This window comes from Streptomyces sp. NPDC053069 (assembly GCF_044546895.1).
Taxonomy (GTDB): Bacteria; Actinomycetota; Actinomycetes; order Streptomycetales; family Streptomycetaceae; genus Streptomyces.
Genome location: NZ_JBITZN010000001.1, coordinates 628,984 through 655,419, shown reverse-complemented (window position 1 = coordinate 655,419; position 26,436 = coordinate 628,984). Strand labels below are relative to the sequence as shown.

29 protein-coding genes and 1 riboswitch are annotated in these 26,436 nt (G+C 71.3%); of the genes, 12 read left to right on the top strand and 17 right to left on the bottom strand.

What is annotated here, in order from left to right; all coding sequences use genetic code 11:
- Positions 1-61: 61 nt before the first annotated feature.
- Positions 62-283: a DUF397 domain-containing protein gene (locus tag ACIGXP_RS02930; protein WP_399763221.1), complete on the bottom strand. Its 222-nt coding sequence runs from the start codon at positions 281-283 to the stop codon at positions 62-64.
- A 9-nt stretch (positions 284-292) separates the two neighbouring features.
- A complete protein-coding gene (locus tag ACIGXP_RS02925; RefSeq protein WP_399763218.1) occupies positions 293-1,153 on the bottom strand; it encodes a helix-turn-helix domain-containing protein in 861 nt (286 codons plus the stop codon).
- Positions 1,154-1,366: 213 nt separating this feature from the next.
- Here ACIGXP_RS02925 and ACIGXP_RS02920 point away from each other — a divergent pair, with 213 nt between their 5' ends.
- Positions 1,367-1,825: an ATP-binding protein gene (locus ACIGXP_RS02920; protein ID WP_363220385.1), complete on the top strand. Its 459-nt coding sequence runs from the start codon at positions 1,367-1,369 to the stop codon at positions 1,823-1,825.
- An 834-nt stretch (positions 1,826-2,659) separates the two neighbouring features.
- On the opposite strand, the gene ACIGXP_RS02915 is transcribed toward ACIGXP_RS02920, so the two are convergent.
- The 3 genes from ACIGXP_RS02915 to ACIGXP_RS02905 all read right to left on the bottom strand — a co-directional run bounded on the left by ACIGXP_RS02915 (position 2,660) and on the right by ACIGXP_RS02905 (position 4,653).
- On the bottom strand, positions 2,660-3,133 hold the full coding sequence (locus ACIGXP_RS02915) for a C40 family peptidase (RefSeq protein ID WP_399763214.1): 474 nt from the start codon (positions 3,131-3,133) through the stop codon (positions 2,660-2,662).
- 3 nt (positions 3,134-3,136) lie between these two features.
- A riboswitch (cyclic di-AMP (ydaO/yuaA leader) is annotated at positions 3,137-3,364 on the bottom strand.
- A 340-nt stretch (positions 3,365-3,704) separates the two neighbouring features.
- Positions 3,705-4,010, bottom strand: a complete 306-nt coding sequence (locus tag ACIGXP_RS02910) for a hypothetical protein (protein ID WP_363220383.1) — start codon at positions 4,008-4,010, stop codon at positions 3,705-3,707.
- Between the two features lie 7 nt (positions 4,011-4,017).
- Positions 4,018-4,653 carry an ATP-dependent Clp protease proteolytic subunit gene (locus ACIGXP_RS02905; protein WP_399763212.1) on the bottom strand — a complete coding sequence of 212 codons (636 nt, stop codon included), beginning with the start codon at positions 4,651-4,653 and terminating at the stop codon, positions 4,018-4,020.
- 86 nt (positions 4,654-4,739) lie between these two features.
- Here ACIGXP_RS02905 and ACIGXP_RS02900 point away from each other — a divergent pair, with 86 nt between their 5' ends.
- From ACIGXP_RS02900 to ACIGXP_RS02865, 8 genes are all read left to right on the top strand, one after another.
- Positions 4,740-5,018: a type II toxin-antitoxin system Phd/YefM family antitoxin gene (locus ACIGXP_RS02900; protein WP_363220381.1), complete on the top strand. Its 279-nt coding sequence runs from the start codon at positions 4,740-4,742 to the stop codon at positions 5,016-5,018.
- A gap of 225 nt (positions 5,019-5,243) precedes the next feature.
- Positions 5,244-5,546, top strand: a complete 303-nt coding sequence (locus ACIGXP_RS02895; RefSeq protein WP_031160134.1) for an urease subunit gamma — start codon at positions 5,244-5,246, stop codon at positions 5,544-5,546.
- 11 nt (positions 5,547-5,557) lie between these two features.
- Positions 5,558-5,869, top strand: coding sequence for an urease subunit beta (locus ACIGXP_RS02890; protein ID WP_363220380.1), 312 nt, complete (start codon positions 5,558-5,560; stop codon positions 5,867-5,869).
- Positions 5,862-7,583, top strand: coding sequence for an urease subunit alpha (locus ACIGXP_RS02885; protein ID WP_399763206.1), 1,722 nt, complete (start codon positions 5,862-5,864; stop codon positions 7,581-7,583). The genes ACIGXP_RS02890 and ACIGXP_RS02885 overlap by 8 nt, the downstream gene beginning before the upstream one ends.
- A gap of 12 nt (positions 7,584-7,595) precedes the next feature.
- Complete coding sequence (locus tag ACIGXP_RS02880; protein WP_399763204.1) at positions 7,596-8,270, top strand: urease accessory protein UreF; 675 nt, start codon at positions 7,596-7,598, stop codon at positions 8,268-8,270.
- A 179-nt stretch (positions 8,271-8,449) separates the two neighbouring features.
- Positions 8,450-9,127, top strand: a complete 678-nt coding sequence (gene ureG, locus ACIGXP_RS02875; RefSeq protein WP_399763201.1) for an urease accessory protein UreG — start codon at positions 8,450-8,452, stop codon at positions 9,125-9,127.
- Complete coding sequence (locus ACIGXP_RS02870) at positions 9,124-9,882, top strand: urease accessory protein UreD (RefSeq protein ID WP_399763560.1); 759 nt, start codon at positions 9,124-9,126, stop codon at positions 9,880-9,882. Before ureG ends, ACIGXP_RS02870 begins: the two co-directional genes overlap by 4 nt.
- A 151-nt stretch (positions 9,883-10,033) precedes the next feature.
- Positions 10,034-11,629 (top strand): alpha/beta hydrolase, encoded by a 1,596-nt coding sequence (locus ACIGXP_RS02865; RefSeq protein WP_363220058.1) that lies wholly within the window; start codon positions 10,034-10,036, stop codon positions 11,627-11,629.
- Between the two features lie 90 nt (positions 11,630-11,719).
- Here the strand turns inward: ACIGXP_RS02865 and ACIGXP_RS02860 are convergent, their stop codons facing one another.
- Complete coding sequence (locus ACIGXP_RS02860) at positions 11,720-12,742, bottom strand: NAD-dependent epimerase/dehydratase family protein (RefSeq protein WP_399763198.1); 1,023 nt, start codon at positions 12,740-12,742, stop codon at positions 11,720-11,722.
- A 58-nt stretch (positions 12,743-12,800) separates the two neighbouring features.
- Positions 12,801-13,529, bottom strand: coding sequence for a lysophospholipid acyltransferase family protein (locus ACIGXP_RS02855; protein ID WP_399763195.1), 729 nt, complete (start codon positions 13,527-13,529; stop codon positions 12,801-12,803).
- A 210-nt stretch (positions 13,530-13,739) separates the two neighbouring features.
- On the opposite strand from ACIGXP_RS02855, the gene ACIGXP_RS02850 reads away from it, so the two are divergent.
- Positions 13,740-14,147: a DUF6153 family protein gene (locus ACIGXP_RS02850; protein ID WP_363220061.1), complete on the top strand. Its 408-nt coding sequence runs from the start codon at positions 13,740-13,742 to the stop codon at positions 14,145-14,147.
- A gap of 96 nt (positions 14,148-14,243) precedes the next feature.
- Positions 14,244-14,876: a DUF305 domain-containing protein gene (locus ACIGXP_RS02845; RefSeq protein ID WP_399763193.1), complete on the top strand. Its 633-nt coding sequence runs from the start codon at positions 14,244-14,246 to the stop codon at positions 14,874-14,876.
- A 92-nt stretch (positions 14,877-14,968) separates the two neighbouring features.
- On the opposite strand, the gene ACIGXP_RS02840 is transcribed toward ACIGXP_RS02845, so the two are convergent.
- The 9 genes from ACIGXP_RS02840 to ACIGXP_RS02800 all read right to left on the bottom strand — a co-directional run bounded on the left by ACIGXP_RS02840 (position 14,969) and on the right by ACIGXP_RS02800 (position 25,020).
- Positions 14,969-17,422: a SpoIIE family protein phosphatase gene (locus tag ACIGXP_RS02840; RefSeq protein ID WP_399763191.1), complete on the bottom strand. Its 2,454-nt coding sequence runs from the start codon at positions 17,420-17,422 to the stop codon at positions 14,969-14,971.
- Between the two features lie 116 nt (positions 17,423-17,538).
- On the bottom strand, positions 17,539-18,759 hold the full coding sequence (gene rocD / locus ACIGXP_RS02835) for an ornithine--oxo-acid transaminase (protein ID WP_363220968.1): 1,221 nt from the start codon (positions 18,757-18,759) through the stop codon (positions 17,539-17,541).
- Entirely contained in the window at positions 18,759-19,568 is an 810-nt protein-coding gene (gene ddaH, locus ACIGXP_RS02830) for a dimethylargininase (RefSeq protein ID WP_363220967.1), read from the bottom strand. Before ddaH ends, rocD begins: the two co-directional genes overlap by 1 nt.
- Before the next feature lie 154 nt (positions 19,569-19,722).
- Entirely contained in the window at positions 19,723-20,208 is a 486-nt protein-coding gene (locus ACIGXP_RS02825) for an Lrp/AsnC family transcriptional regulator (protein WP_363220966.1), read from the bottom strand.
- A 37-nt stretch (positions 20,209-20,245) separates the two neighbouring features.
- Complete coding sequence (locus ACIGXP_RS02820; protein WP_399763186.1) at positions 20,246-20,413, bottom strand: hypothetical protein; 168 nt, start codon at positions 20,411-20,413, stop codon at positions 20,246-20,248.
- 253 nt (positions 20,414-20,666) lie between these two features.
- Positions 20,667-21,617, bottom strand: coding sequence for a cytochrome c oxidase assembly protein (locus tag ACIGXP_RS02815; protein WP_399763183.1), 951 nt, complete (start codon positions 21,615-21,617; stop codon positions 20,667-20,669).
- 163 nt (positions 21,618-21,780) lie between these two features.
- Positions 21,781-22,806 (bottom strand): 6-phosphofructokinase, encoded by a 1,026-nt coding sequence (locus ACIGXP_RS02810; RefSeq protein WP_363218989.1) that lies wholly within the window; start codon positions 22,804-22,806, stop codon positions 21,781-21,783.
- A gap of 226 nt (positions 22,807-23,032) precedes the next feature.
- On the bottom strand, positions 23,033-23,761 hold the full coding sequence (locus ACIGXP_RS02805; protein WP_363218990.1) for a glutamine amidotransferase: 729 nt from the start codon (positions 23,759-23,761) through the stop codon (positions 23,033-23,035).
- Positions 23,762-23,781: 20 nt separating this feature from the next.
- A complete protein-coding gene (locus ACIGXP_RS02800) occupies positions 23,782-25,020 on the bottom strand; it encodes a MurT ligase domain-containing protein (protein ID WP_363218991.1) in 1,239 nt (412 codons plus the stop codon).
- Between the two features lie 152 nt (positions 25,021-25,172).
- Between ACIGXP_RS02800 and def the strand changes: the two genes are divergently transcribed.
- Positions 25,173-25,712 carry a peptide deformylase gene (def, locus tag ACIGXP_RS02795; RefSeq protein ID WP_363218992.1) on the top strand — a complete coding sequence of 180 codons (540 nt, stop codon included), beginning with the start codon at positions 25,173-25,175 and terminating at the stop codon, positions 25,710-25,712.
- 70 nt (positions 25,713-25,782) lie between these two features.
- Here def and ACIGXP_RS02790 read toward each other — a convergent pair whose 3' ends face one another.
- Entirely contained in the window at positions 25,783-26,427 is a 645-nt protein-coding gene (locus ACIGXP_RS02790) for a TetR family transcriptional regulator (protein ID WP_399763180.1), read from the bottom strand.
- Positions 26,428-26,436: the final 9 nt, after the last annotated feature.

Below are 26,436 nucleotides of genomic sequence, written 5' to 3'. Positions count from 1 at the left end.
GTCGGCGTGACACGGCCGTGCTTCGCGCGTGGTCGTGTTGTGGGTCGGTGGCCGTCCTCGGTCAGAGGGCGGTGAGGAAACCGGTCCAGCTCCCGGCGGAGAAGAGCAGCGCGGGTCCGGCCGGGCTCTTGGAGTCGCGCACGGCGAGCAGTCCGGCCCAGGGACCGGAGCACGGCCGGGCCGTCTCCACGCAGTTGTTGGCTCCCGTGCTGTAGCTGCTGCGCAGCCAGCGCACGTCGTGCAGGTCGGTACTGGCAGGGACGTTCCGAGGCAGTGCTGACATGGTGCCTCCTTACGCGCCGTCACCTATTCCGGCGATGTATTCCAACGTGTCCTCGGGTGAAAGGGCGTGCATCCGAAGGGTGTCGAAGGCCTCCGAGTAGGCCATGAGGTCTTCTTTCCGCTCCAGGTAGAGGCTACTCGTCAACTGGTCGAGAACAACCACGTCCAGATCAGAAGTGCTCGGAAATGAGAAAATAACGAAAGGCCCGGTGAGGCCGACATGCGCTCCCGCCCCGAACGGCAGCACCTGAAGCCGTACTTGGGGCAGGCGGGCGGCCTCCATCAGCCGCGCCAGCTGCCGGTTCATCACCTCCGGGCCGCCGACCTGGCGTCGGAGCACCGCCTCGTCCAGCACCGCGCACAGCTTGAGCGGCGGGTCGGCGCGGAGCACGTCCTGCCTGGCCAGCCGCACCTCCACCAGCGCGTCCAGGCGTTCGTCGTCCAGGCCCTTCACGGCGGCCCGGGTCACCGCGCGGGCGTACTCGGGCGTCTGCAGCAGTCCGGGCACGACCGTGGTCTCCAGGGTGCGCATCGCTCTCGCCTGCGACTCCAGGCTGATGAAATCCCGGTAGGTGGGCGGCAGCACCCCGCGGTAGGCGTGCCACCAGCCGTGCCGGTCGCCCGTGCCCTCGGAACCCGCCAGCATCAGCAGCAACTCGCGCAGCTGCCCGTCTTCCACTCCGTAGGCGTCCAGGAGTAACCGGACATCGGCTGGTTTCACGCCGCTGGCACCCGTCTCGATACGGCTCACCTTCGACTGGTGCCAGCCGACCAGCCGGGCTGCCTCACCGCTCGTGAGCCCAGCGCCGGTACGCAGCGTGCGCAGTTCGGCGCCCAATTTGCGGCGGCGCACTGCCGGCCCGTTCTGCATGGGCTCCTCCTTACTCCTTCCGAGCCGTCCAAATACGGTCTCGCGTCGTAGAGTTCACCGCTTTGGGCGACAGATATATGCATATCTTGGTGGATCGCTCCCCGTGACCGGCCCGGTGATGGCAGTCTGGCGAGCAAGCACCAGTCCGGGACCGTACTCGAACCATCCGCTCCATGTCGGACTGCGGTCCCGTGGGAAAGGGACGACGTCGCCATGGCAGACCATCTGGAAGCATCCGTCACTCTGCCGAGCGATCCCGCCTCGGTGTCCGCCGCCCGCTCCTACGTCGTGGACACGCTTGAGGAGTGGGGCCTGCCGTCGGACACCGACGTGGCCGACAGCGTGCGGCTCATCGTCTCCGAACTCGCCACGAACGCCGTACAGCACACCTTGGGCCAGTCACCCACCTTCACGGTCGACATCGCGCTGGACCGTGACGAACACTTGCGCATCGGCGTCACGGACAGTCACCCCCGCTTCCCGAAGAGACTGCCCGCGGCGGTCCAGCAGGACAACGGCCGCGGCATGGTGATCATCCGCTGGCTCACCGCCGAGTGCGGCGGCAAACTCCGCGTCCGCCCCACCCGCGAGGGCGGCAAGACAGTCTCCATCGAACTCCCCTGGACCATCCCGGCCGAGGCGGTTCCGGCAGGGGGCCCACAGGAACCGTAGCCCTTTGGGCGGAGGTGCTGGGCTGTTTCACCCGGGGCCTTTGAGGCGGCTCCGCCGGACGACAGGCCTTTGGCGATGGGGCCGGGCGGCGACGCCCGGGCGGCGAGTCCGGCCGGCGACGGTCCCAGGGACGGCGGGCTCGGGGACGAGGGGACGGGCGGCGAGTCCGGGGCGACGGGCTCGGGGACGGGCGCGGGGACGAGGGGCGGCTGGTGAGGGCTTGGGAGGACGGGTGCGACGGCGTTGGGCGGGGAGAAGGCGGGCTGGGCGGAGCGGGGCTGGTGGATGACGGACAGGGTGGCGGCGGCTTCGGACGGTCGGGTTGGTCGTGTGGGGGGCGGGGAGTCGGGGCGCTGAGCTGGTTGGGTGACGGGCAGGGTGGGGCGGGCCCGGGGCGGTGGTCTCGGTGGCTACCGGCTGGTCGGCGTCGAGCCGGCGGGCGTCGTGACCGGCCGGACAGTCCCTGCGGTGTTCTCCGGGCGGGGCCGGGAACCGCGACGGGCCGGGTGCCAACGGCCCGGCGACGGCACGGGAACGGTCTCGGCCGGGTGGTAGGTGTGGGGCAGCGCCGGGTCGGCCTCGTCGGGCGCCACCGCTGTGGCCCTGGCCGGCGGCCGACAGCGGCACGTCCGGTCAGTCCGGTCGGCTGCGCCGGCTCGTGCCGGGCCTGCTGAAGCTCGTCGAGCACCCTCCCCTGCCTCGAAGGCGTGGGAGGCACCCCGGGGGTGGCTGCGTCGGCCCCGGGCCGCCCGTGGGCTCCAGGCGGGCACCGGGGTGGCGCTGACGGTGCGGGAGCGGCCCTGTTGCTGGAGCCGCTCCTGCCCTGACGGCGGGTCAGTTCACCCGGCCGTACCAGACGCTCCTGGTCCAGATCTTCTGGAGCCTCACCACGTCCCCGGTCCTGGGCGCGTGCCAGATCTTCCCGTGTCCGGCGTAGATGCCGACGTGGTACACGTTGGAACCCGAGTGGAAGAACACCAGGTCACCGGCCTTACGGCTGAGGGCCGAGATGTGGTGCGTCTTGTTGTACTGCTGGGCTGCGGTGCGCGGCAGGCTCTTGCCCGCCTTCTTGAACGAGTAGAGCGTCAGCCCCGAGCAGTCGAACCTGTGCGGACCGGTGGCCCCCCATTGGTATGGGGAACCCTTTTTGGAGGCCGCGACCTGCAGTGCTTTGGTCGCGAGGGTGGCGGCCGAGGCGTCGGTGGCGAGACCAGGGACCGCGATCGAGCCGCCGACGGCGGCGAGGGTGAGAGCCGAGGCCGTGCCGGCCCGGGCCATGAGCGACGGGACACGATTCAGCGCAGTCATGCGCAACCCTTCGTCAGCCGCCTGTGAAGGATGACCTGTCGGATTCGGGCTGGCGAAGTTGCCCGGCCGCGTCGCGGCTTCACCCCAAGGGCTGCTCGGAACGTCCGGCCGTCTGTGACGCACAGACGAACTTCCGTTCCGGCGACCCGTCTTGCTCGGGTCCTCCACTCCTGCCGATCCACTCCGTCGACCGGTCATCCGTGCGGCGGCAGGACTCGGCGTCCGCCCGGACCGCCCCGCCGTTGTGGCGGGGGCTTGTCGTCAGACAGGGATCTTCACTCACAGCTGTCTGAAAATCCCAATGGATCCGGGGATTTGTGGCGTTACTCACCACTCACCCGTTCGAGTGGACAGGGCTGCGTTCGAGGCACCGTCACATCCCGGCCGTAGCCGCCGACCTGGGACGGAGCCTCGTCCTCCACGCTGCCGACCCGCGCGGTGCGCAAGTCGGGAGGTCCGTAGAACGATCTGGATATACGTCGGTCGGGGGTACGCCGTTCGGGGCGTTTCGAGCCCGCCCCGGACGGCGCGTGTCGACATCCGGGTCCGTCCTGCCGGGCGGGCGTCCGGATCAGCCGACGCCGTCGGTCGGGAGCGTGACGCGAGCGGTGCGGCGTGCACCGTCCAGCACCCGCAGGGCCCGTGCCAGCGTGTTCCCGTGCAGCTCCGTCTCACCCCGCTGGTGCATCAACGCGAGGGCGTCGCGCAGCTCTGCGGCCTTGCGCACCAGGGCCTGGGCCGCGCGCAGCCCGTGATAGGTGTCTCCGTCCCGCCCCGGATTGATCCTGCCCAGCAGGTCGACCGCCTCCAGGTAACGGTCGATCAGATCTCCCTCGGCGCGGGTCAGTGCGGGCAGGGGCGGCAGTTCCGGCAGCATCGGCGGCTCACCTCGCGTCCGGTGCGCCGGGCGTGCTCCGCCGGCCGGGCACGATGCCGTCCACCAGACCGTAGGCCAGCGCCCCGGGGGCGTCCAGGATCACGTCCCGTTCCAGGTCGTGGTGTACCTCCTGTGCCGTGCGCCCGGTGTGCCGTACGAGCATCTCCTCCGTCAGTGCGCGCATCCTTGCCAATTCCTCGGCCCGGATGAGCAGGTCACTGGGCTGGCCCTGCATCGGCTCGGGAAGCCGGGGCTGCTCGATCACCATGCGTGCGCCGGGCAGCGCGAACCGCTTGCCGGGTGCGCCGGCCGCGACGAGCAGCGCTGCATGGGACGCGGCCTGGCCCAGGCAGTAGGTGGCCACGTCGCAACTGACGTAGCGCATCGTGTCGTAGACGGCCGTCAGTGCACTGAACGAGCCGCCCGGTGAGTTGACGTACAGCGTGATGTCCCGGTCGGGGGACGCGTGTTCGAGGTACATCAGCTGGGCGATGACGTCGTTCGTGGCGGCCTCGTCGAGCGGGGTGCCGAGGAAGACCATCCGGTCCTCGAAGAGCTTGCCGTAGGGGTCGAGCGTGCGCACGCCGCTGCTGGTGCGCTCAGTGAACTCGGGCAGGACATAGCGGGCGAACGCTCGGGACATGGGCATACCCCTCCTCATCGCACGGCCTCCGGTGGGCTCGGCTTCTGTAAAAAATGTACAGGACGTACCTGACGTACGATGACGGTATGGCCTACGAGATTCCGGTGACGCAAGCCAGGGCTGAGCTCGCCGACCTGATCAACCGCGTGGTGTACGGCGGAGAGCGCGTCGTGGTGACACGGCACGGCAAGCCGCTGGTCGCGCTGGTCTCGGCCGCCGACCTGGAGCGGCTGGACGCGCTCGACGAGCCGGCCGAGGAGCAGGTCATCAGCTCGGTCTCGGGTGTCCGCGAGGCCGGTTCCGTCCCGCGCGAACAGCAGCGCTTCGGGATCGCCGCCGAGCATCGCGGTCCTGGCGTGTCGTGAACGGCGCGGGTATCAGGGGTCCCATCGCGCGGTCATCGACGGATCAAGGTCTGGTTAACGTCGCTGAAACTCCGGCGTTCTAGCCTGCCGATCCACGCCATCAGGGGTTTTTCTGCCCGGATTGACGACGATCCGGGGATTTGTCTGTGTGTTACACCTATCCCGTCGTGATGGCTGCGGCAACCGGACCCCGCACGGGCCGGAGCAAGGACTGTGAGGTGGGACGTGCAACTGACCCCGCACGAGCAAGAGAGGCTGCTCATCCACGTGGCGGCCGACGTGGCCGAGAAGCGCCGGGCCCGCGGACTACGGCTCAACCACCCGGAAGCGGTCGCCCTCATCACGTCGCACATCCTTGAGGGCGCGCGTGACGGCCGTACCGTCGCCGAACTCATGTCCTCCGGCCGCAAGCTCCTCAGCAGGGACGACGTCATGGACGGGGTCCCCGAGATGATCCACGACGTCCAGGTCGAGGCGACCTTCCCGGACGGCACCAAGCTCGTCACCGTCCACGAGCCGATCATCTGAAGAGGGCCGCGATGATTCCCGGAGAGATTCTGTTCGCGGACGCCCCCGTCCTCGTCAACGCGGGCCGTGAGGTCACCCGCCTCACCGTCCTCAACGCCGCCGACCGGCCGGTCCAGGTCGGCTCCCACTACCACTTCGCCGAGGCCAACCCCGGCCTGGAGTTCGACCGTGCCGCGGCCCGCGGCAAGCGGCTGAACGTCGCGGCCGGCACCGCCGTGCGCTTCGAGCCCGGCATCCCCGTCGACGTCGAACTCGTGCCCCTGGCCGGCGCCCGGATCGTGCCGGGGCTGCGCGGGGAGACCGGAGGTGCCCTCGATGCCTGAGATCTCCCGCGGCGCCTATGCCGACCTGTTCGGCCCCACCACCGGTGACCGCATCCGGCTCGCCGACACCGACCTGCTGATCGAGATCGAGGAGGACCGCTCCGGAGGGCCCGGCGCGTCCGGCGACGAGGCCGTCTTCGGTGGCGGCAAGGTCATCCGCGAGTCCATGGGCCAGTCCCGCGCCACCCGCGCCGAGGGCACCCCCGACACCGTGATCACCGGCGTCGTCATCGTCGACCACTGGGGCATCGTCAAGGCCGACGTCGGCATCCGCGACGGCCGGATCACCGCGATCGGCAAGGCCGGCAACCCCGACACCATGGACGGGGTCCACCCCGACCTGGTCATCGGTCCCGAAACCGAGATCATCGCGGGCAACGGGCGGATCCTCACCGCCGGCGCCATCGACGCGCATGTCCACTTCATCTGTCCCCAGGTCGCCGACGAGGCGCTGGCCTCGGGCATCACCACCCTGGTCGGCGGCGGCACCGGCCCCGCCGAGGGCTCCAAGGCCACCACCGTCACGCCCGGTCCCTGGCACCTGGCCCGGATGCTGGAGGCGATGGAGGCCTACCCGGTCAACATCGGCTTCCTCGGCAAGGGCAACACCGTCTCGCACGAGGCGATGCTCTCCCAGATCCGCGGCGGCGCCGTCGGCCTGAAGCTGCACGAGGACTGGGGCTCGACCCCGGCCGTCATCGACGCCGCGCTCACCGTCGCCGACCGCACCGGCATCCAGGTCGCCATCCACACGGACACGCTCAACGAGGCGGGCTTCGTCGGCGACACCCTCGCCGCGATCGCGGGCCGCGGCATCCACTCGTACCACACCGAGGGCGCCGGCGGCGGGCACGCGCCGGACATCATGACCGTGGTCTCGCAGCCCAACGTGCTGCCCAGCTCCACCAACCCGACCCGGCCGTACACCGTCAACACCGCCGAGGAACACCTCGACATGCTGATGGTGTGCCACCACCTCAACCCGGCGGTCCCCGAGGACCTCGCCTTCGCCGAGTCCCGGATCCGGCCCTCCACCATCGGCGCGGAGGACGTCCTCCACGACCTCGGCGCGATCTCCATCATCTCCTCCGACTCCCAGGCCATGGGCCGCGTCGGCGAGGTGGTCCTGCGCACCTGGCAGACGGCGCATGTGATGAAGCGCAGGCGCGGTGCGCTGCCGGGTGACGGCCGGGCGGACAACCACCGGGTACGGCGCTATGTCGCCAAGTACACGATCAACCCGGCGCTCGCCCAGGGGCTCGCCGCCGAGATCGGCTCCGTCGAGAGCGGCAAGCTCGCCGACCTGGTGCTGTGGGAGCCCGCGTTCTTCGGGGTCAAGCCGCTGCTCGTGATCAAGGGCGGGCAGATCGCCTACGCGCAGATGGGCGACGCCAACGCCTCCATCCCCACCCCGCAGCCCATCCTGCCCCGCCCGATGTACGGCGCGATCGGCCGCGCCCCCGCCGCCAACTCGGTCAACTTCGTGGCCGAGTTGGCGATCGAGGACGGGCTGCCGCAGCGGCTGGGGCTCGGCAAACGGTTCGTGGCCATCGAGTCCACGCGTGCGGTCACCAAGGCCGACATGCGCGAGAACGACGCCCGGCCCGACGTCCGGATCGACCCCGACAGCTTCGCCGTGCACATCGACGGCGAGCTGGTCGAGGCGACCGCGGCCGCCGAACTGCCCATGGCCCAGCGTTACTTCCTGTTCTGACGGGGTTTCGCGATGTCACGCGCAGCACTTCTCGTCCTGGCCGACGGCCGCTTCCCCGCCGGAGGGCACGCGCACTCCGGCGGTGCCGAGGCCGCCGTCAAAGCGGGCCGGATCACCTCCGCCGCGACCCTGGAGGACTTCTGCCGGGGCCGGCTGCACACCGCCGGGCTGGTCGCGGGCGCGCTCGCGGCGGCCGCCGTACGCGGAGTGGACCCGCGGGACCTGGACGCGGCGGCGGACGCCCGTACGCCGTCTCCCGCGCTGCGGACCGCTGCGCGCCGGCTCGGGCGGCAGTTGCTGCGCGCGGCCAGAGCCACCTGGCCCTGCGCCGAACTCGACGCCCTGGCCCGGCAGTTCCCCAAAGGGGCGCACCAGCCGGTGGTCCTCGGCCTGGCCGCCCGGGCGGCCGGGCTGGGACCGGACGACGCGGCGTACTGCGCGGTGTACGAGAGCGTCAGCGGGCCGACGACGGCGACCGTACGACTGCTGAGCCTCGATCCGTTCGACGCCACCGGTGTGCTGGCCCGGCTGGCGCCGGAGCTGGACCGCGTCGCGGACGCCGCGGTGGAGGCGGCGCGGAGGGTGCTCGACGAGGGTGTCGACGCGCTGCCGGCCGCGTCGGGGCCCTTGCTGGAGGTCGGTGCGGAGTGGCACGCGGCCTGGCCGGTACGACTGTTCGCGTCGTAGAGGCCGCCCCCGCCGCCCCTGCCCGTCCCACCCCAGGGGCTCTGCCCCTTCGACCCCGCCAGGGGGCTTCGCCCCCTGGACCCCCGATCGGCCTGAACGGCCTCGTCCTCGGACTCCCCCAGAGGGGACCCCGGACGGGCTGATTGATGCCGGACCTGGCTGAAAATGGAGCCGTTGTCATGCACCTCGACCACACCCACTCCGGCCCCGCCGCCGTCAGTGCGGACGCCCACCGCCCCGACGGAGCCCGGCGCGCCCTGCGCATCGGGCTCGGCGGGCCCGTCGGCTCCGGGAAGACCGCGACCGTCGCCGCGCTCTGCCGGGCCCTGCGCGACGAGCTGTCGCTCGCCGTCGTCACCAACGACATCTACACCCGTGAGGACGCCGAGTTCCTGCTCCGGGAGGCCGTGCTGCCGCCCGAGCGGATCACGGCCGTGGAGACGGGCGCCTGTCCGCACACCGCGATCCGCGACGACATCTCCGCCAACCTTGAAGCCGTGGAGGACCTGGAGGACGCGGTCGGCCCGCTCGACCTGATCCTCGTCGAGTCCGGCGGTGACAACCTCACCGCGACCTTCTCCAAAGGCCTGGTGGACGCGCAGATCTTCGTGATCGACGTGGCCGGCGGCGACGACATCCCGCGCAAGGGCGGCCCCGGCGTCACCACGGCCGACCTGCTCGTCGTCAACAAGACCGACCTCGCCCCGCACGTCGGCTCCGACCTCACCCGGATGGCTGCCGACGCCAAGGCCCAGCGCGCCGGACTCCCGGTGGTCTTCCAGTCGCTGCGCGGCACGGCCGGTGTGGCCGATGTGGCCGCGTGGGTACGGGAGCGGCTCGCCGCGTGGACGGCATGACCGGCACCGGAGTCCGGGCGGACGCGCGGATCGTCGCCCGGGCCGACGGCCGCGGCGGCACCGCGCTGCCCGTGCTGGACGGCGAGGGCCCGCTGGCCCTGCGCCGCACCCGGGCCGGCGGCACCGGGGCGAGGGTCATGGTGGTTGGTGCGATGAGCGGACCGCTCGGCGGGGACCGCTTCACGCTCACCGCCCGGCTGGAGGAGGGCGCCCGGCTGCACGTCGGCTCGGCCGCCGCCACCCTCGCCCTGCCGGGTCAGGCCAAGGGCGAAGCCCGCTACGACGTACGGCTCGACGTGGCCGACGGCGCCGAACTGCACTGGCTGCCCGAACAGTTGATCTCGGCCCGCGGCAGCGACCTGTATGTCACCACGCGGGCCGAACTCGCCGCCGGCGCCCGGCTCGTCCTGCGCGAGGAGCAGGTGCTCGGCCGGACGGGAGAGGAACCCGGGCGCCTCACCAGCCGGCTGACCGTCCGGGTCGCGGGCCGGACGGTACTGGACCAGGAACTGTCCTACGGCCCCGGCGCCCCGGGCGGCTGGGACGGCCCGGCCGTCCTGGCGGGACACCGCGCGGTGGGCCAACTGGTCGTCGTACGGCCCGACTTCGCGGATCGGCCGGTCGAGGGCCGGATGCTGGGCGAGTGCGCCGCCCTGATACCGCTGACGGGACCGGCAGCCCTGGTCAGCGCCGTCGCGCCCGACGCGTTGCGGCTACGACGAGTCCTGGACGAGGCACTGGGCGACCTCGGCTGAGGCGCGCTCCGCACAGCGCGGCCCGAACATGATCGTCCGGTTATCGGATTGGTAAAGATACGGGGCCACCCCTGGTCTCAGGCAGCTCACAGCCGAAAGGATCCCCGCCTGACCATTCGCAGAGATGCAGATGTAGGGGGAGGGGCCCCACTTGAGGGAGAACAGACCGCAGAGCCGCCTGCTGGCGCTCGGTTCGGCCGGAGCACTCGTCACCGCCACGCTGATCGCCGGCGTCGTCTCGGCACCCGCGGCCGGCGCCGCCGGACGGCCGAGCCCGGACCGTGAGGCCAAGGGCGCCGCGATAGCCGCCGCCCGCGCCGCCAAGGCCGGCATCGACTGGCAGGACTGCCCGGCCGACTGGGGGTTCGCCAAGCCCATCCAGTGCGGCTGGGTCACCGTGCCCGTCGACTACGCCCACCCGTACGGCAAGCAGATCAAGCTCGCCGTCGACCGCATCGGCAACACGGGCACCAAGAGCGAGCGCCAGGGCTCGCTCGTCTACAACCCGGGCGGTCCCGGCGGTTCCGGGCTGCGCTTCCCGACCCGGGTCACGAACAAGAACCCCGTCTGGGCGAACGTCGCCAAGGCCTACGACTTCGTCGGCTTCGACCCGCGCGGCGTCGGGCACTCCGCCCCCATCTCCTGCATCGACCCGCAGGAGTTCGTCAAGGCGCCGAAGATGGACCCGGTGCCCGACACCGAGGCGGACAAGACCGCGCAGCGCAAGCTGGCGCGCGAGTACGCCGATGGCTGCGCCGAGCGCAGCGGCGCGATGCTGCCGCACATGACCACGCCGAACACCGCCCGCGACCTGGACGTCATCCGCGCCGCGCTGGGCGAGAAGAAGCTCAACTACCTCGGCGTCTCCTACGGCACCTACCTCGGCGCCGTGTACGGCACGCTCTTCCCGGGCCACCTGCGCCGCATGATCGTCGACAGCGTGGTCAACCCCTCCCGGGAGAACATCTGGTACCAGGCCAACCTGGGCCAGGACATCGCCTTCGAGGGCCGCTGGAAGGACTGGGAGGACTGGGTCGCCGCGAACGACGCCGCCTTCCACCTCGGCACCACCCGCGCCGCCGTCCAGGCCAAGTGGCTCCAGCTGCGCGCCACCGCCAAGAAGAACCCCATCGGCGGGGTCGTCGGCCCGGCCGAGCTGATCTCCTTCTTCCAGAGCGCGCCGTACTACGACTCCTCGTGGGTGCCGGTCGCCACGGTGTTCAGCAAGTACGTCGCCGGTGACACCAAGGCGCTGGTCGACGCCGCCGCCCCCGACCTGTCGAACACGGCCGGCAACATCACCGCCGAGAACAGCAACGCGGTCTACACGGCCGTCGAGTGCACCGACGCCAAGTGGCCCACCAGCTGGAAGAAGTGGGACCGGGACAACACCCGGCTCAACAAGGACTACCCGTTCATGACCTGGGCCAACGCCTGGATGAACCTGCCGTGCGCCACCTGGCAGGCCAAGCAGCAGACCCCGGTCCAGGTGAAGACCCACAAGGGCCTGCCGCAGGTGCTGATCGTGCAGTCCACCCGGGACGCCGCCACTCCCTACGAGGGCGCCGTCGAACTGCACAAGCGCTTCGCCGGTTCCCGCCTGATCACCGAGAAGGACGCGGGCTCCCACGGTGTGACCGGCCTGGTCAACCCCTGCATCAACCAGCGCGTCGACGCCTACCTGATCGACGGCAAGCTGGACACCGCGGACGTGACCTGCACCCCGCACGCCACGCCCAAGCCGTAACAGTCCCACGGTGACGAGGGGCGGCCGGATCCACCGGCCGCCCCTCGCGCATGCCGCGAAGCTCATGCCACCGAGCTCGTGCCGCGAAGCTCATGCCGCGAGCCGGGCGTCCTCCGCCGCGTAGTCGAACAGGTCCGGATACGTCCGGGCGAGCAGCGGGAAGCACTCCCGCCAGTCGCGCCCGGCCAGCACACCGGTCAGCCACTCGACCGTCTCCGGCAGGCTGTCGGCGTACGACACCACCGGCCGGTAGCCCAACTCCCGCTCGGCGAGGGACATGTCGAAGACGACCGGGTGCGGCACGGACCACGGTGTCCCGCCGACCGAGCCCCTGGGAGGCCCGTCGAGCAGTGTCGTCCGCGTCTCCACGCCCATCACCGCGTCGACCGCCGCGCCGATCCCGGCGACCGTCGGCGTCTCGCCGTCACAGGCGTTGAGCACCCGGGTGCCGGGCCGGGCCGCCGCCAGTCGCACCAGCTCGGCGATGTTCCGCGCGCTCGACGGATGGAACCGGCTCTCGCCCCGGTAGGAGAGCACCCGGCTGCGCCGGCCGTCCAGGTTGCGCTTCACGAAGTACAGCTCGCGGGGGAGCGGGCTGTACGGCCCGTGCACCGCGGCCGGCCGCAGCACCGTGACCGGAAACTCGCCACCGGCAGCGAGGAGTTCACGCTCCAGCGCGACTTTCCGGGTGCTGTACGACGCCTCGCCCGGTGCCACCGTCGGCTGTGTCTCGGGGACCGGTACCGGGTAGGCGGGAAAGCCGCCCGGCTTGTGCAGTGTGTCGAAGTTCCGGCCGGAGCCGTCGTCGTACACCGACACGCTCGAGATCACGACCGCCGAGCCGATCCGGCCCGCAAGGGACGTCAACTGCCGGGCGTGCGAGGCGTCATAGGCGACCATGTCGACCAGCAGGTCGCAGCCGTCGCCGACCACCGCGGCCAGGGCCGTGTCGTCGGCCCGGTCCAGCCGCACCGTCCGTACCCCGGCGTCCCACGCCGTGTCCCGCCCGCCGCCGCGCGAGGCGGCCGTCACGTCCCATCCGTCCCGCGCCAGCGCGGCCACCGTCGGGCGGCCGATCTGCCCGCTCGCCCCTGTCACCACAGCCCTCTTCATACGGCGAGCCTAGGCAGCCGGGCAGCCCCGGGCACCTTCCTTCTGCCGACGGCAGAGGTCAGCTCAGCGGTGCCCGCGGGAACCTGCGTTCCTTCTTCTCGGCCGCCTGCGCCGCCTGTGCCGCCTTGACGACCGCCGCGTACTCGTCGACGTACTCCTGCTGGGACAGCGTCAGGATCGCGTACATGATCTCGTCGGTGACGGCCCGCAGAACGGCCTTCTCCCGCTCCATGTCGGCGTAGCGGGAGAAGTCCAGGGGCTTGCCGAAGCGGATGGTGACGGGGTGGATGTTCGGGATGACCTTCCCGGGCGGCTGGGCCTCGAACGTGCCGATCATCGCGCACGGCACCACCGGCACCCCGGCCTTCAGCGCCATCACGGCGACGCCGACCTTGCCCTTGTAGAGCCTGCCGTCGTGCGAACGGGTGCCCTCCGGATAGATCCCGAGCAACTCGCCCCTGCCCAGCACGCCGAGGCCCTCGCGGATCGCGGCCTGACCCGCCTCCTTGCCCGAGCGGTCCACCGGGATCTGCCCGGCACTGCGGAAGAAGAACGCGGTGAGCCGGCCCCTGAGCCCCGGGCCGGTGAAGTACTCCGCCTTGGCGAGGAAGGTGATGCGTCGCTTCAGCATCGCCGGCATCAGGAAGTGGTCGGAGAACGACAGGTGGTTCCCGGCGACGATCGCGGGGCCGGACGCCGGCACATTCTCCAGGCCCTCGATCCGGGGCCGGAAGACGAGTCTCAGCAGGGGCCCCAGCAGCACATACTTGAGCAGGTAATAGAACACGGCTCGCCCCTCACTCCTCCAGGCCACCCCGCGTGCGCCTGTGGTCATCTGTAACCGCAACAGGCCGTGCTCATGCCGTCCTCGACCAGCGCACACGGGTCGATGGCCCCGGCCCCGCCGCGCGGGCCCGCTCGTCGGGCGAGCCTCCGGCGCCGGACGTGTGGCGAGCCCCGCGCGGACGCCAGGATCGGTCCCCGTACGATGGGGCCGATGCCCAGCACCGCACCGTACGCCCCGCACCCGCCGCAGCGGCGGTGGCGTGCGCTGCTCGTGCTCGCGGTGCTGGCCGGGCTGCTGGGCATGCACGCCCTGGCGCCCGGCGGAGGTACGGGACGGGCGGAGCACGGCCGCAGCGCACATCTCACCGGCACTGTCGTCGTCTCCGCGCAGGACGACTGTCCGGGCGGCGACGGGCACTGCGGCGGCAGCCATCTGCACCACGCGGACCCCACCTGTGCCTCGGGCGCGGTGAACGGCGGCCCCCAGCTGCCCGCACTCGTCCCCGACCCGGTGACGGCTCCCGCACCGGTCCGCTGCCCGCGTTCCCGCGCGGGCAGCGCACCGGACGGCGCCCGCGCCCCGCCCTCTCTGGCCGAACTCCAACTCCTGCGGATCTAGAAGGCCCTGCCGGCCGCAGCCGCCCGCCTGCCGGCGGAGCGCTCGCGGTCGTGCTCCCGCCTTCCCGAATCCCTTGAGAAACACAGGAGTTCCAGCATGACCAGCCGTACTTCGACGCGCCGTGCCGCCCTGGCCGCGGTGGCCGTGACCGCCGCCCTCGTCCTCACCGCCTGCGGTGGCAGCGGTGACGTCGACGGCCGCGCCGCCCACGGGCCGTCGGCCTCCCCGAGCACGTCGGCCGGCACCGCGCACAACGCCCAGGACGTCACGTTCGCGCAGGGCATGATCCCGCACCACCAGCAGGCCCTGGAGATGGCGCGGCTCGCCGCCGGCCGGGCCTCCTCGGCGCAGGTGAAGGACCTCGCCACCCGTATCGAGAAGGCACAGGACCCCGAGATCCGCACCATGACCGGCTGGCTCAAGTCCTGGGGTGAGCAGGTACCCATGGCCGGCATGCACCACTCGGGGCACTCCGGGATGTCCGGCATGGCCGGGATGCCCGGGATGATGAGCGACGGTGACATGAGCGAGCTGAAGAAGGCGAAGGGTACGGACTTCGACACGAAGTTCCTGTCCCTGATGGTCGAGCACCACCAGGGCGCCGTGGAGATGGCCGGCACCGAGCAGAACAAGGGCGCCTACGGGCCTGCCAAGACCATGGCGGACGCCATCGTCACCGCGCAGAACGCCGAGATCAAGGAGATGAAGAAGCTCCTCGGCAAGCGCTGACGGACAGCGGGAGCCGACGAACGACGGGCGGGGGCCCGCGCCCCCGCCCGTGCCGACGGCACACGCCTCCGCCCGTGCCGAGGCCGCATCGTTCATGGCGGATCCGTCAGGGACTGCTCGGCCCAGATGACCTTCCCGCCGGGCACGAAGCGGGTACCCCACCTCTGGGTGAACTGGGAGACCAGCAGCAGTCCGCGGCCGCCCTCGTCCGTGGTGCGCGGGTGCCGCAGATGGGGTGCGGTGGCGCCGCTGTCGGAGACCTCGCAGATCAGGGCCCGGTCCCTGATCAACCGGAGCCGGATGGGGCCCTCGGCGTGCCGGATCGCGTTGGTGACCAGCTCGCTCACGACCAGTTCGGTGGTGAACGCCAGTTCCTCCAGACCCCACTCGGCCAGCTGCCGGTCGGCCTCCTTGCGGGCGTCTGCGACCACGGCCGGGTCGGCGGGCAGGTCCCAGTCGGCGACCCGGTCGGCGCCCAGCAGCCTGGTGCGGGCCATCAACAGGGCCACGTCGTCGTACGGCCGGTCAGGGAGGAGGGCGTCCACCACGGCCCGGCAGTGCAGTTCGAGCGAGGAGGCGGGTCGTTCCAGGGCACGGCGCAGCCGGTCGCGGTCCGCCGCGACGGCCCTGTCGTCGCCCCCGCGGACCAGCAGCCCGTCGGTGTGCAGAACCAGTGTGCTGCCCTCGGCCAGGGTCAGCTCGACCGCCTCGAAGGGCGGACCGTCCACCCCGAGCGGCGATCCCCGCGGGAGGTCGACGAAGCCGACGGTGCCGTCGGGCAGGACGACCGCGGGCGCGGGATGGCCGGCGGAGGCCATCGTGCACCGCCCGTCGACGGGGTCGTAGACGACGTACACGCACTCGGGACCCGCCGCCCGCATGCCGGCATCCGCCGAGGGCGGCACGCCTTCCTCACGGGCCGTGCGGGCCACCAGGTCGTCGAGGTGCGCGAGGACCTCCTCGGGCGGCAGGTCGAGCGCCGCGAGGGTGCGTACGGCGGTCCGCAGGCCGCCCATGCCCGCGGCGGCGTCGATCCCGTGCCCCGGCACCTCGCCCACGACCAGGGCCACGCGCGCCCCGGACAGCGGAATGAGGTCGTACCAGTCGCCGCCCAGGCCGGTCAGCTCGTCGGCCGGCCGGTAGCAGGCGGCCACCTCCACCGCGTCCTGCTCGGGCAGCAGGTGCGGCAGCAGGCTGCGCTGCAGGACCAGGGCCGCGTCCCGCTCGCGGGTGTAGCGGCGGGCGTTGTCCACGCAGACCGCCGCACGGGAGACCAGGTCCTCGGCGAGACTCAGGTCGTCCTCGTCGAACGGCTCCTGACGGTGGCGCCGGAAGAAGGTGGTGACGCCCATCGTGACGCCCCGCGCGCGGATCGGCACGATCATCACGCTGTGCAGGCCCAGCTCCAGGAAGGTCGCCCTTCGGCCGCCCAGAAGGTCGGTGGCCCACTCCCTGGCCAGCGGGTCGAGCCGCTCCTCGCGCCAGGACCGGCCCGTGGTCAGACAGCGGATCGGGGGTGATCCGGCGAGGTAGGTGGCCACCTCGCCGATCCGGGCGAGGGCCTCGGGCACCCCGGGGTTCACCGACTGGTGCCCGGCCCGTCGCAGCGGCACCTGATCCGTGTCGCCGAGCGGCACCGGCTCGGGCTCCGCGCCCCGCAGCACGGATTCCAGCAGGTCCACGCTGACGAAGTCGGCGAAGTCCTGCACGGCCACGTCGGCCAGTTCCTGCGCGGTGCGCACGATGTCCAGGCTGCGGCCGATCTGCTCGCCGGCCCGGTCGAGCAGGGCCAGCCGCTGCCGGGCGCGGTACCGCTCAGTGATGTCGACGACGGTGTAGTACACGCCCATCGGGTGGCCCCGGTCGTCGTCGAGGCGGGTGAACGACATCATGTGTGCCGTCTCCCGGTGCGGCGCGGACCGCACCTGGCCCACATGTTCGTACCCGACCACCGGCCGCCCGGTCTCCAGCACGCGCCGCATCTGCGCCTCGATGCCCGCGGAGTCGATGCCCGGCTGGATCTCCGCCAGCCGGCGCCCCAGCCGCTCCCGCGCCGAGCCGCCGCCGTACCGCTCCAGGGCCGCGTTCGACCACACGCACCGCAGATCGGTGTCCACGATCGCGATGCCGACGGGGGAGTCGGTCACCATCTGCTCCAGCACCGCACGGCTCATGTCCCAGCCACGAGCCCCGGACATCTCCGAGAGCAGCACCAGCCAGTGCGGGGCGCCGCCGGGCTCCACCGCCGGAGTGACCCGCACCATCACCCGGACCGGCCACCCGTCCTTGCGCCGCGCGGTCAGGAGCCCCGCCCAGCCGCCGTCCTTGCGGCACCGCTCGGCCAGTTCGGGCACTCGCGCGGCGTCCTCGGCGGACAGCAGGCCGGCCACCCCGGTGCCCACCACCTCGGCGGCCCGGTAGGCCAGCAGTCGCTGGGCGTCCGGCGTCCAGCCGGTCACCACGCCCCGCGCGTCGAGCAGCAGGGGCGCGGCATCCGCCACGTCGAACCGGTGCCGGGCGACGTCCCGCTCCTCGTGAGTGCCCACGGCCGACCTCTCTGTCGCTGAGAGTGGTCTACCACGCCATGTCTCCATCCTCACGCTTCGGCCATCGGGTGGAGGACGGGGGGCGGGGGGCGGTGTACGGCCGCCCCCCGCCGGGCTCAGGAACCCAGCACCTTCTCCAGCGCCGCCAGCGCGGAGCGCAGTTCCTCCGCCGTGATGGTCAGCGGAGGCGCCAGCCGGATCGTGGAGCCATGGGTGTCCTTCACCAGGACCCCTTCCCGCATCAGCCGCTCGCTGACCTCCCGGCCGGTGCCGATCGCCGGGTCGACGTCGACGCCCGCCCACAGGCCGCGTGCCCGGAAGCCGAGGACGCCCTTGCCGACCAGCTCGGTCAGCCCGTCCCGCAGGATCACGCCCAGCTCGGCGGCCCGCCGCTGGAACTCGCCGGTCTCCAGCAGCCCGACCACCGCGGTGCCGACCGCGGCGGCGAGCGGGTTGCCGCCGAAGGTCGAGCCGTGCTCACCCGGGTGCAGCACCCCCAGCACCTCGCGCCGGGCCACCACCGCCGACACCGGTACGATCCCGCCGCCGAGCGCCTTGCCGAGCAGCAGCACGTCCGGGACGACGTCCTCGTGTTCGACGGCGAGGGTACGGCCCGTACGGCCCAGGCCGGACTGGATCTCGTCCGCGATGAACAGGCAGCCCTTGCGCCGGGTCAGCTCCCGTACCCCTGCCAGATAGCCGGCGTCCGGGATGATGACGCCGGCCTCGCCCTGGATCGGCTCGATGAGCACCGCTGCCGTCGTCTCGTCGACGGCCTCCTCCAGCGCGGCCAGGTCGTTGTACGGCACGATCCGGAAGCCGGGCGTGAACGGCCCGAAGCCCGTGCGGGCCGTCTCGTCCGTGGAGAAGCTGACGATGGTGGTCGTACGGCCGTGGAAGTTGTCCGCCGCGACCACGATCGTCGCCCGGCCGGCCGGGACGCCCTTGACGTCGTAGGCCCACTTGCGGGCCACCTTGATGCCGCTCTCCACCGCCTCGGCGCCGGTGTTCATCGGCAGCACCATGTCCAGGCCGGTCAGTTGCGCGAGCCGCTCGGCGAACTCCGCGAGCCGGTCGTTGTGGAAGGCGCGGGACGTGAGGGTCAGCTGGTCGAGCTGGCGGTGCGCGGCCTCGGTCAGGGCCGGGTGCCGGTGGCCGAAGTTGAGCGCCGAGTATCCGGCGAGCATGTCGAGATAGCGGGTGCCCTCGACGTCCTCCACCCATGTGCCCTCGGCCCGGGCCACCACCACGGGCAGCGGGTGGTAGTTGTGCGCGAGGACGGGCTCCTCCGCGCGGATCAGGTCGGCGGACGTACGCGAACGCGCGGGTGCGCTCATCAGCGGATCTCCTGGGTGCAGCACTTGATGCCACCGCCGGCCTTGTGGAACTCCGACAGGTCGACGGGGACGGGGACGTAACCGTGGCCGGCCAGACGGTCGGCGAGCGCCTCGGCGCGGGGCGCGATGAAGACGTTGCGGCCGTCGGACACGGAGTTCAGACCGAACGCCATCGCGTCCTCCCGGGTGGCGAGCACCGCCTCCGGGTACAGCCGGCGCAGCACCTCACGGCTGCCCGCCGAGAACGCCTCCGGGTAGTAGCAGATGTTGTCGTCGTCGAGGACGAACAGCGCCGTGTCCAGGTGGTAGAAGTACGGGTCCACCAGGGTCAGGCCGATCACCGGGTGGCCGAGGAACTCCTGCGCCTCCCGGTGCGCCTCGCGTGTGGTGCGGAATCCGGTGCCGGCGAGCACGTACCGGCCCGTCCACACCAGGTCGCCCTCGCCCTCGGTCACCGACTCAGGGCGGTACACGTCGTAGCCCGCCGCCTTGAACCAGGTGTCGTAGTGCACCGACTCCGGACGCCGCTCCGGCGCGTGGAACAGCGATCCGAAGACCCGGCCGCCGACGACGCACGCCGCGTTGGCGGCGAAGACCATGTCGGGCAGTCCGGGGACCGGCTCGACCGAGTCGACGGTGTGCCCGTGGGCGCGGTAGGCGCGGATCAGTGTCTGCCACTGCTCCTGGGCGAGGTCCACGTCGACGGGCTTGTCGGGATGCATCCACGGATTGATCGCGTACTGCACGGCGAAATGTCTGGGTTCACAGACGAGAAAGCGCCGAGGGCGCTGTACACGGCTTTCGGACACAGAGGGTTTCCTCCGCTTTGCTGTGTGTCACTTGGGGATGTGATCCACGGTAGAAAGGGAGGCAGACGGTCGACAAGGAAAAATACCTGCGCATACGTGCAGCATCGCTGCGTTCTTCGGCTGCTTCACGCACCAGTCCTGCGCATACTTCCGGTCATTCGGGCGCCGCATGGGTGGCGCCCGCTTCCGGGCTTTCCGGGAGGAGGTGGGACAGCACCATCACGCTGATCGTCTTCCGGATGAACGGTTCGACGCGGATGCGCTCCAGCACCTCCTCGAAGTGCTCCACGTCCCGCGCCCGCACATGCAGCAGCGCGTCGGCGCCACCCGTGACCGTCATCGCCGCCGCGATCTCCGGATGGTTGCGCACGACCTCCGCCAGCCGCCGGGGCGGTGCCGCGCCCTCGCAGTAGACCTCGACGTACGCCTCGGTGCGCCAGCCGAGCGCCGAGGGTTTCACCGTCGCCGTGAACCCGGTGATCACCCCGGTCTCCCGCAGCCGGTCCACGCGCCGCTTGACCGCCGTCGCGGACAGCCCGATGTCCGCGCCGATCTCGGCGAAGCTGGTCCGGGCGTTCGCCATCAACGCCGTGATGATCTTGCGGTCGAGGTCGTCGAACGAGGGTGTCCTGCTGTTCATGCGGGCACTGTAGGTCAGACCAGCAGGGCGGGAGACCTCACGACTGGGTGACGACCATGGCGAGCGTCAGCAGACCCAGCACCACCCAGCCGAACCACAGCCAGCCGTTGCTGCCGAGGGCGACCGTGTAGGCGGTCACGACGACGAGCCCGCCGACCGTGAGAGCCCCCATCACCTTGGTGGAACCGTTCGTGGAACCGGGCATCGCGACACCCTCCTCGTGGTCCGTCCCTGACCATGGTGCCCCCGATCCCGCCCGGAGGGGACACCCCCTAGGGGGTGTCGTTTGGATCACCCCGGCGTCGCGGGCCCTGGCACGCGCATCTGCCGCGTTGTCGTCACTCGCCGACGCTCCGCGTCGACTCCCTCCTCCGCCTTGCAGCTGCACGCACCAGACCCCGCTCGGGTCCGCCGGCCGGCACCGCTCGTCACGGCCGGCCCGATCCAAACAACACCCCCTAGCCCTCGCGGGAGTTCAGCGAGGCCAGATACGCGTTGTACGCCTCCAGCTCCTTGTCGCCGTCCCGGTCGGCGGCCCGGTCCTTGCGCTTGGCCTGCCGCTGCTCGGAGCGGTACCACTGGAACAGCAGCGCGATCAGCACCAGCACGGACGGGATCTCGCTGAACGCCCAGGCGATACCACCGGCCGCGTTCTGGTCCGAGAGCGCGTCGATGCCGAGCGAGGCCGGCGGGTTCCTGAACGTCTCCACCATCGGCGTCGACGCCATCATCAGGGCGATACCGAAGAACGCGTGGAACGGCATGCCGGCGAACAGCTCCAGCATCCGCATCAGATGCCCCGGCCGGTGCGGACCGGGGTCCACACCGATGATCGGCCAGAAGAAGACGACCCCGACCGCGAGGAAGTGCACCATCATCGCGATGTGCCCGGCCCTGGAGCCCATCAGGGAGTCGAACATCGGGGTGAAGTAGAGCGCGTAGAGGCTGGCGATGAACAGCGGGATGGTGAACGCCGGGTGGGTGATGATCCGCATGTAGCGGCTGTGCAGCAGTGCCAGCAGCAGCTCGCGCGGGCCCTTGCGGCCCCGGCCGGCGGTAGGCAGCGCACGCAGGGCCAGCGTGACCGGCGCGCCGAGCAGGATCAGGATCGGCGACAGCATGCTGATGATCATGTGCTGCACCATGTGCACGCTGAACATCACCATGCCGTAGTCGTTCAGCCTGGTGCACATGACCAGGGCGATGGTGAGCACACCGACGACGTACGCCACCGTCCGGCCGACGGGCCACGCGTCGCCGCGCCGCCGCAGCCGTACGACACCCCAGCCGTACAGCCCCAGCCCGAGCAGGCAGGCCACGAGGAAGAAGGGGTCCGCCGACCATTGGAGCCCCCGCCCCAGCGTGAACGGCGGCAGATCCATCATCATGCCGTGCCCGCTGTGATCCATCCGGCGGCTCCTGATTCGTGGGGGTTGTGCGGTTTCTGTCCGCACTCAGGGTACGGCTGACCCCGGCCACGTCCGTGACCGGGGTCGGCTGCAACAACCGCAGGGGCGCGGGGAACTGCGCGACAAGCCACGCACGACCCGCACCCGGCAGATCAGCGGAACCTCAGAGAACGCACTCCGCCTCGTCGTAGCGCCCGGAGGGTACCGTCTTCAGCGTCTCCACGGCCTCCGCCAGCGGCACCATGACGATGTCGGTCCCGCGCAGGGCGGTCATCCGGCCGAACTCACCGCGGTGCACGGCCTCCACCGCGTGCCAGCCGAAACGGGTCGCCAGCACCCGGTCATAGGCGGTCGGCGTGCCACCCCGCTGCACATGTCCGAGGATCACCGGCCGCGCCTCCTTGCCGAGCCGGTGCTCCAGCTCGACCGACAGCTGCCGGGCGATCCCGGCGAAGCGCTCGTGGCCGTAGATGTCCTTGCCACCCTCGTCGAAGTCCATCGTGCCGGCCTTCGGCTTGGCCCCCTCCGCCGCGACGACGATCGCGAACCGCTTGCCCGCGTCGAACCGCTCGCCGACCTTGGCCGCCAGCTCCTCGATGTCGAAGGGCCGTTCCGGGACGACGATGGCGTGGGCGCCGGCCGCCATGCCGGAGTGCAGCGCGATCCAGCCGGTGTGCCGGCCCATGACCTCCACGACCAGCACGCGCTGGTGGGACTCGGCGGTCGTCTTCAGCCGGTCCAGCGCCTCCGTCGCCACCCCCACGGCCGTGTCGAAGCCGAAGGTGACGTCCGTGACAGCGATGTCGTTGTCGATGGTCTTCGGCACGCCGACGATCGGCAGCCCGCTGTCGTACATCAGCCGGGCCGCCTTCAGCGTGCCCTCGCCGCCGATCGGGATGATCGCGTCCAGGCCGAGCTCCTCGACATGGCCCTTCGCCCGCTCCACGCCGTCCCGCAGATGCGAGGGCTGCACCCGGGAGGAGCCGAGGATGGTGCCGCCGCGCGCCAGGATGCCGCCCACGGCGTCGAGGTCGAGCTTGAGATAGTCGCACTCCAGGAGGCCTTTCCAGCCGTCCCGGAAACCGATGACCTCGTCGCCGTGGTCGGCGACGGCACGGTGCACGACGGACCGGATGACGGCGTTCAGGCCGGGGCAGTCGCCGCCGGACGTGAGGACACCAATGCGCATAGCCCGAATACCTTCTCAACGTGGGCCGGGTAACCGGACCACGTTGTCCGGCGGATTCCCGGCCACCCTACCGGCGTGAGGGGGTGGCGCCGTAGCGGGCGTCCGCCTGCTGGACGCGCCCGCACATGTGAGCGGACGGCCTGTCAGGCGGGCCCGCCACGAGCCTGCCGGGACCCGCTGAACTCCCGCTGGAGCGGCGCTTACGCGGGCTGCTGCGCAGCAGTGTTCACGCGGGCTGCTGCGCAGCCGCGATGCGCTCGTTGCGGAGCGCCTCGTACCAGCGGTCGTCGACCGGCGGCAGCGCGTTGACGTCGAGCGCCAGCTTCAGCAGCAGATCGGCGATCTGCGGGTTGCGGGCGAGGACCGGGCCGTGCATGTACGTACCGAAGACGGTCCCGTTGTACGCGCCCTCCGTGCCGTCCCCGGTGCCGTTGCCGTTGCCGACCTTCACGTGGGCGAAGGGCCGGGCGCTCGGGCCGACGTGGGTCACGCCCTGGTGGTTCTCGAAGCCGGTCAGCTGCGGCAGCCCGAGCTGCGGGTCGATGTCGGCGAGCACGTCACCGACGCACCGCTCGCCCTCGCCGCGCACCGAGACCACGTCGAGCAGGCCGAGGCCGGGCTCGCGCTGGCCGAGGTCGTTGACGAACTCGTGGCCGAGGATCTGGTAGCCGGCGCAGACGGAGAAGACGATCGCGCCGTTCTGCACCGCCCGCTGCAGATGCCCGTCACGGCGCAGCCGCTCGGCCGCGAGCCGCTGCGGACGGTCCTCGCCGCCGCCGATCAGATAGATGTCGCCGGAGGTCGGGACCGGCTGGTCGCTGCGCACGTCGAGCCGGGCCACGTCCAGGCCGCGCTGCCGCGCCCGGCGCTCCACGACGAGGGCGTTGCCCTGGTCGCCGTAGGTGCTCAGCAGGTCCGGGTAGATCCACACCAGCCGCAGTTGGTTGTCGCTCATGAGTGATCGCCTTTCGAAGATCAGTTGCCGACGCGGCGGCGCAGGTCCTGGAACGCGGTGTAGTTCGCGATGACCTCGATACGGCCCGGCGGGCACATCTGCACGGCCTGGTCGAGGTCCTCGCAGACCTGGAAGTGCTGGTTCGCGACCTCCAGGCGGACAGCGAGGTCCAGCTTCCGGTCACCGATGACGAAGATCGGGTGGCCGGTCAGCCGGGTGTAGTCGACGTCCCACAGCCAGGAGGTGTCGGTGCCGTCGGCTCCGCGGGCGTTCACGGACAGGATCACCGGGGCGGGCGGCGGGTCGATCAGGGAGAACGTCTCCAGCCAGCCGGCCGGGTTCTTGGCCAGCAGCAGGCGCAGATCACGGTTCTGGAACTGCACGACGTCATAACGTCCGGCCACGGCCTGCACCTGGTACATCCGTTCCAGGGCGACCTGCGGCGGCACCCCGAAGACGGCCGCGACGGCGGCGGAGCTGGCCGCGTTCGCCTTGTTGGCGCGGCCCGGAAGCTGCAGATGGATCGGCCAGGCGGACCCGTGCGGGTCCAGCACATGATCACCGGACAGCGCCCAGGTCGGCGTGGGCCGCCGGAACCCGCACTCACCGCAGAACCAGTCGTCCCCGGGGCGCTGCATCACGCCACCGCAGGACGGGCAGGACCAGGCGTCGTCCTTCCACATCTGCCCGGCCGCGACCCAGACCACGTTCGGGGAGGAGGACGCGGCCCACACCACCAGCGGGTCGTCGCAGTTGGCGACGACAACGGCCTTGGAGCCGGCGAGGCCCTCGCGCCAGTTCTCGGCGAGCATCCGGGTCTCGGCGGCACGGTCGAGCTGGTCGCGGGAGAGGTTGAGCAGGGCGATGCACTTGGGGCTGGTGTCCCTGGCCACACCGGCCAGGTACTTCTCGTCGACCTCGATGACACCGAACTTCGCCTCCGAGCCGCCCGCGAGCGCGGAGGTGATACCGGCCGGCATGTTGGCGCCGAGGGCGTTCGACACGACCGGGCCCGCGGCGCGCAGCGCCTCGGCGATCAGCCGGGTCGTCGTCGTCTTGCCGTTGGTGGCCGACACCAGGACGACGTCCAGGTTCTGGGCGAGCCGTCCGAGCAGATCGGGGTCGAGTTTCAGCGCGACCCGGCCACCGATCACCGACCCGCTGCCGCGCCCCGCGGCACGTGATGCCGCAGCGACCGCCTTGCCCGCGGTCACGGCCAGCTTGGCCCGCGGCGTGAGCGGGTCCGAGTTGCCTGCCATCAGTTCTCGATCCTCCTTGCGTACGCGCCGCGCCTGGGGCCATCCGGCAACGTGGTGTGGACCTGAAGCCTATCGAGATCCATTCGCACACCCGAATCCCGGCCCACGCCTGTGCGGCGGGCATGAGCTGAAGGAACCGTACCCTTGCCGCTATGCGACACGGCACGATCCCGGGCGCCCACGGGCGAGTCCGGCCTCTTTCCCTGCTCGGAGACGCACCGCTGCGCGAGCAATGCCGGGAAGTCACCGACTTCGGCCCCGGCCTGGCGGCACTCGTGGAGGATCTGTTCGCCACGATGTACGCGGCGCAGGGGGTGGGTCTGGCCGCGAATCAGGTGGGGGTGGCTTTGCGGGTGTTCGTCTACGACTGCCCGGATGATGACGATGTGCGCCACCTCGGGCATGTGGTGAACCCGCGACTGGTGGAGACGGACGGCGTGGTCGTCCGGGGCCCGGAGGGCTGCCTGTCCCTGCCGGGCCTGGAAGCGGGGACCGAGCGCTACGACCATGCGGTGGTCGAGGGCTTCACGATGACGGGAGAGCCGGTCACGATCCATGGCACAGGTTTCTTCGCACGGTGCCTTCAGCACGAGTGCGACCACCTGGAGGGCCGGGTGTACGCCGATCACCTGGCGGGGTGGCGGAAGCGGAGATTGACGAGGCAGATCTCCAGGGCTGCATGGCGCCGGTGAACCGGTCCGACTCAGGGGCGAGGGGGACTGCACGAGCAACCCCCACGCACCCGCACACGGGGAGCGACCGTCAGAACCCCGGACCCCCCATTTTGTCCCCCGCAGCCGCAAGACGCCCCCACAGCAGATCCGCGAGAGACCGCACCAACTCGGCCCGGGAGCAAGGACGTTCCCCCAGCCACCAGTCGCCGGCCGCATGCATCATCCCGACGATGCCGTGCCCCCACACCCGCGCCAGCTGCTGACTCTCCGGTCCGAGATCCACCCGCTCCTCGATGACCTGGGCCAGCTCCTCACCCATCCGCCGAAGCAGCGGAGCTGAATGCTTTCCGACATCGAACCCCTGGTCGCCCCCGGCGCCGCCCTCCGCGGGATGCATCAGGAACCGGTAGACCTGAGGCCTGGCCTCGATCGCCGCGAGGTAGGTGTCCAGCGTGGATTCGACACGCTCGCGCCTCTCGGCGGGAGCGTCCAGCGCCGCCCGCAGTGAATCGAGCAGTGCATCCGTGTGCCGCTTGGCCAAAGCCGCGTAAAGGCCGCCCTTGTCGCCGAAGTGGCGATAAAGGATCGGCTTGGTGATCCCCGCTTCCGCCGCGATCGCGTTCATCGACGCCTGCGGGCCGTCGCGCAGCACCACCCGGTCGGCGGCCTCCAGCAGCCCGCGCCGTCGTCGGTCGGCGGACCGCTGCTGATCGGTCCGCTGTGTGGTGTCCATGTGCTCTCC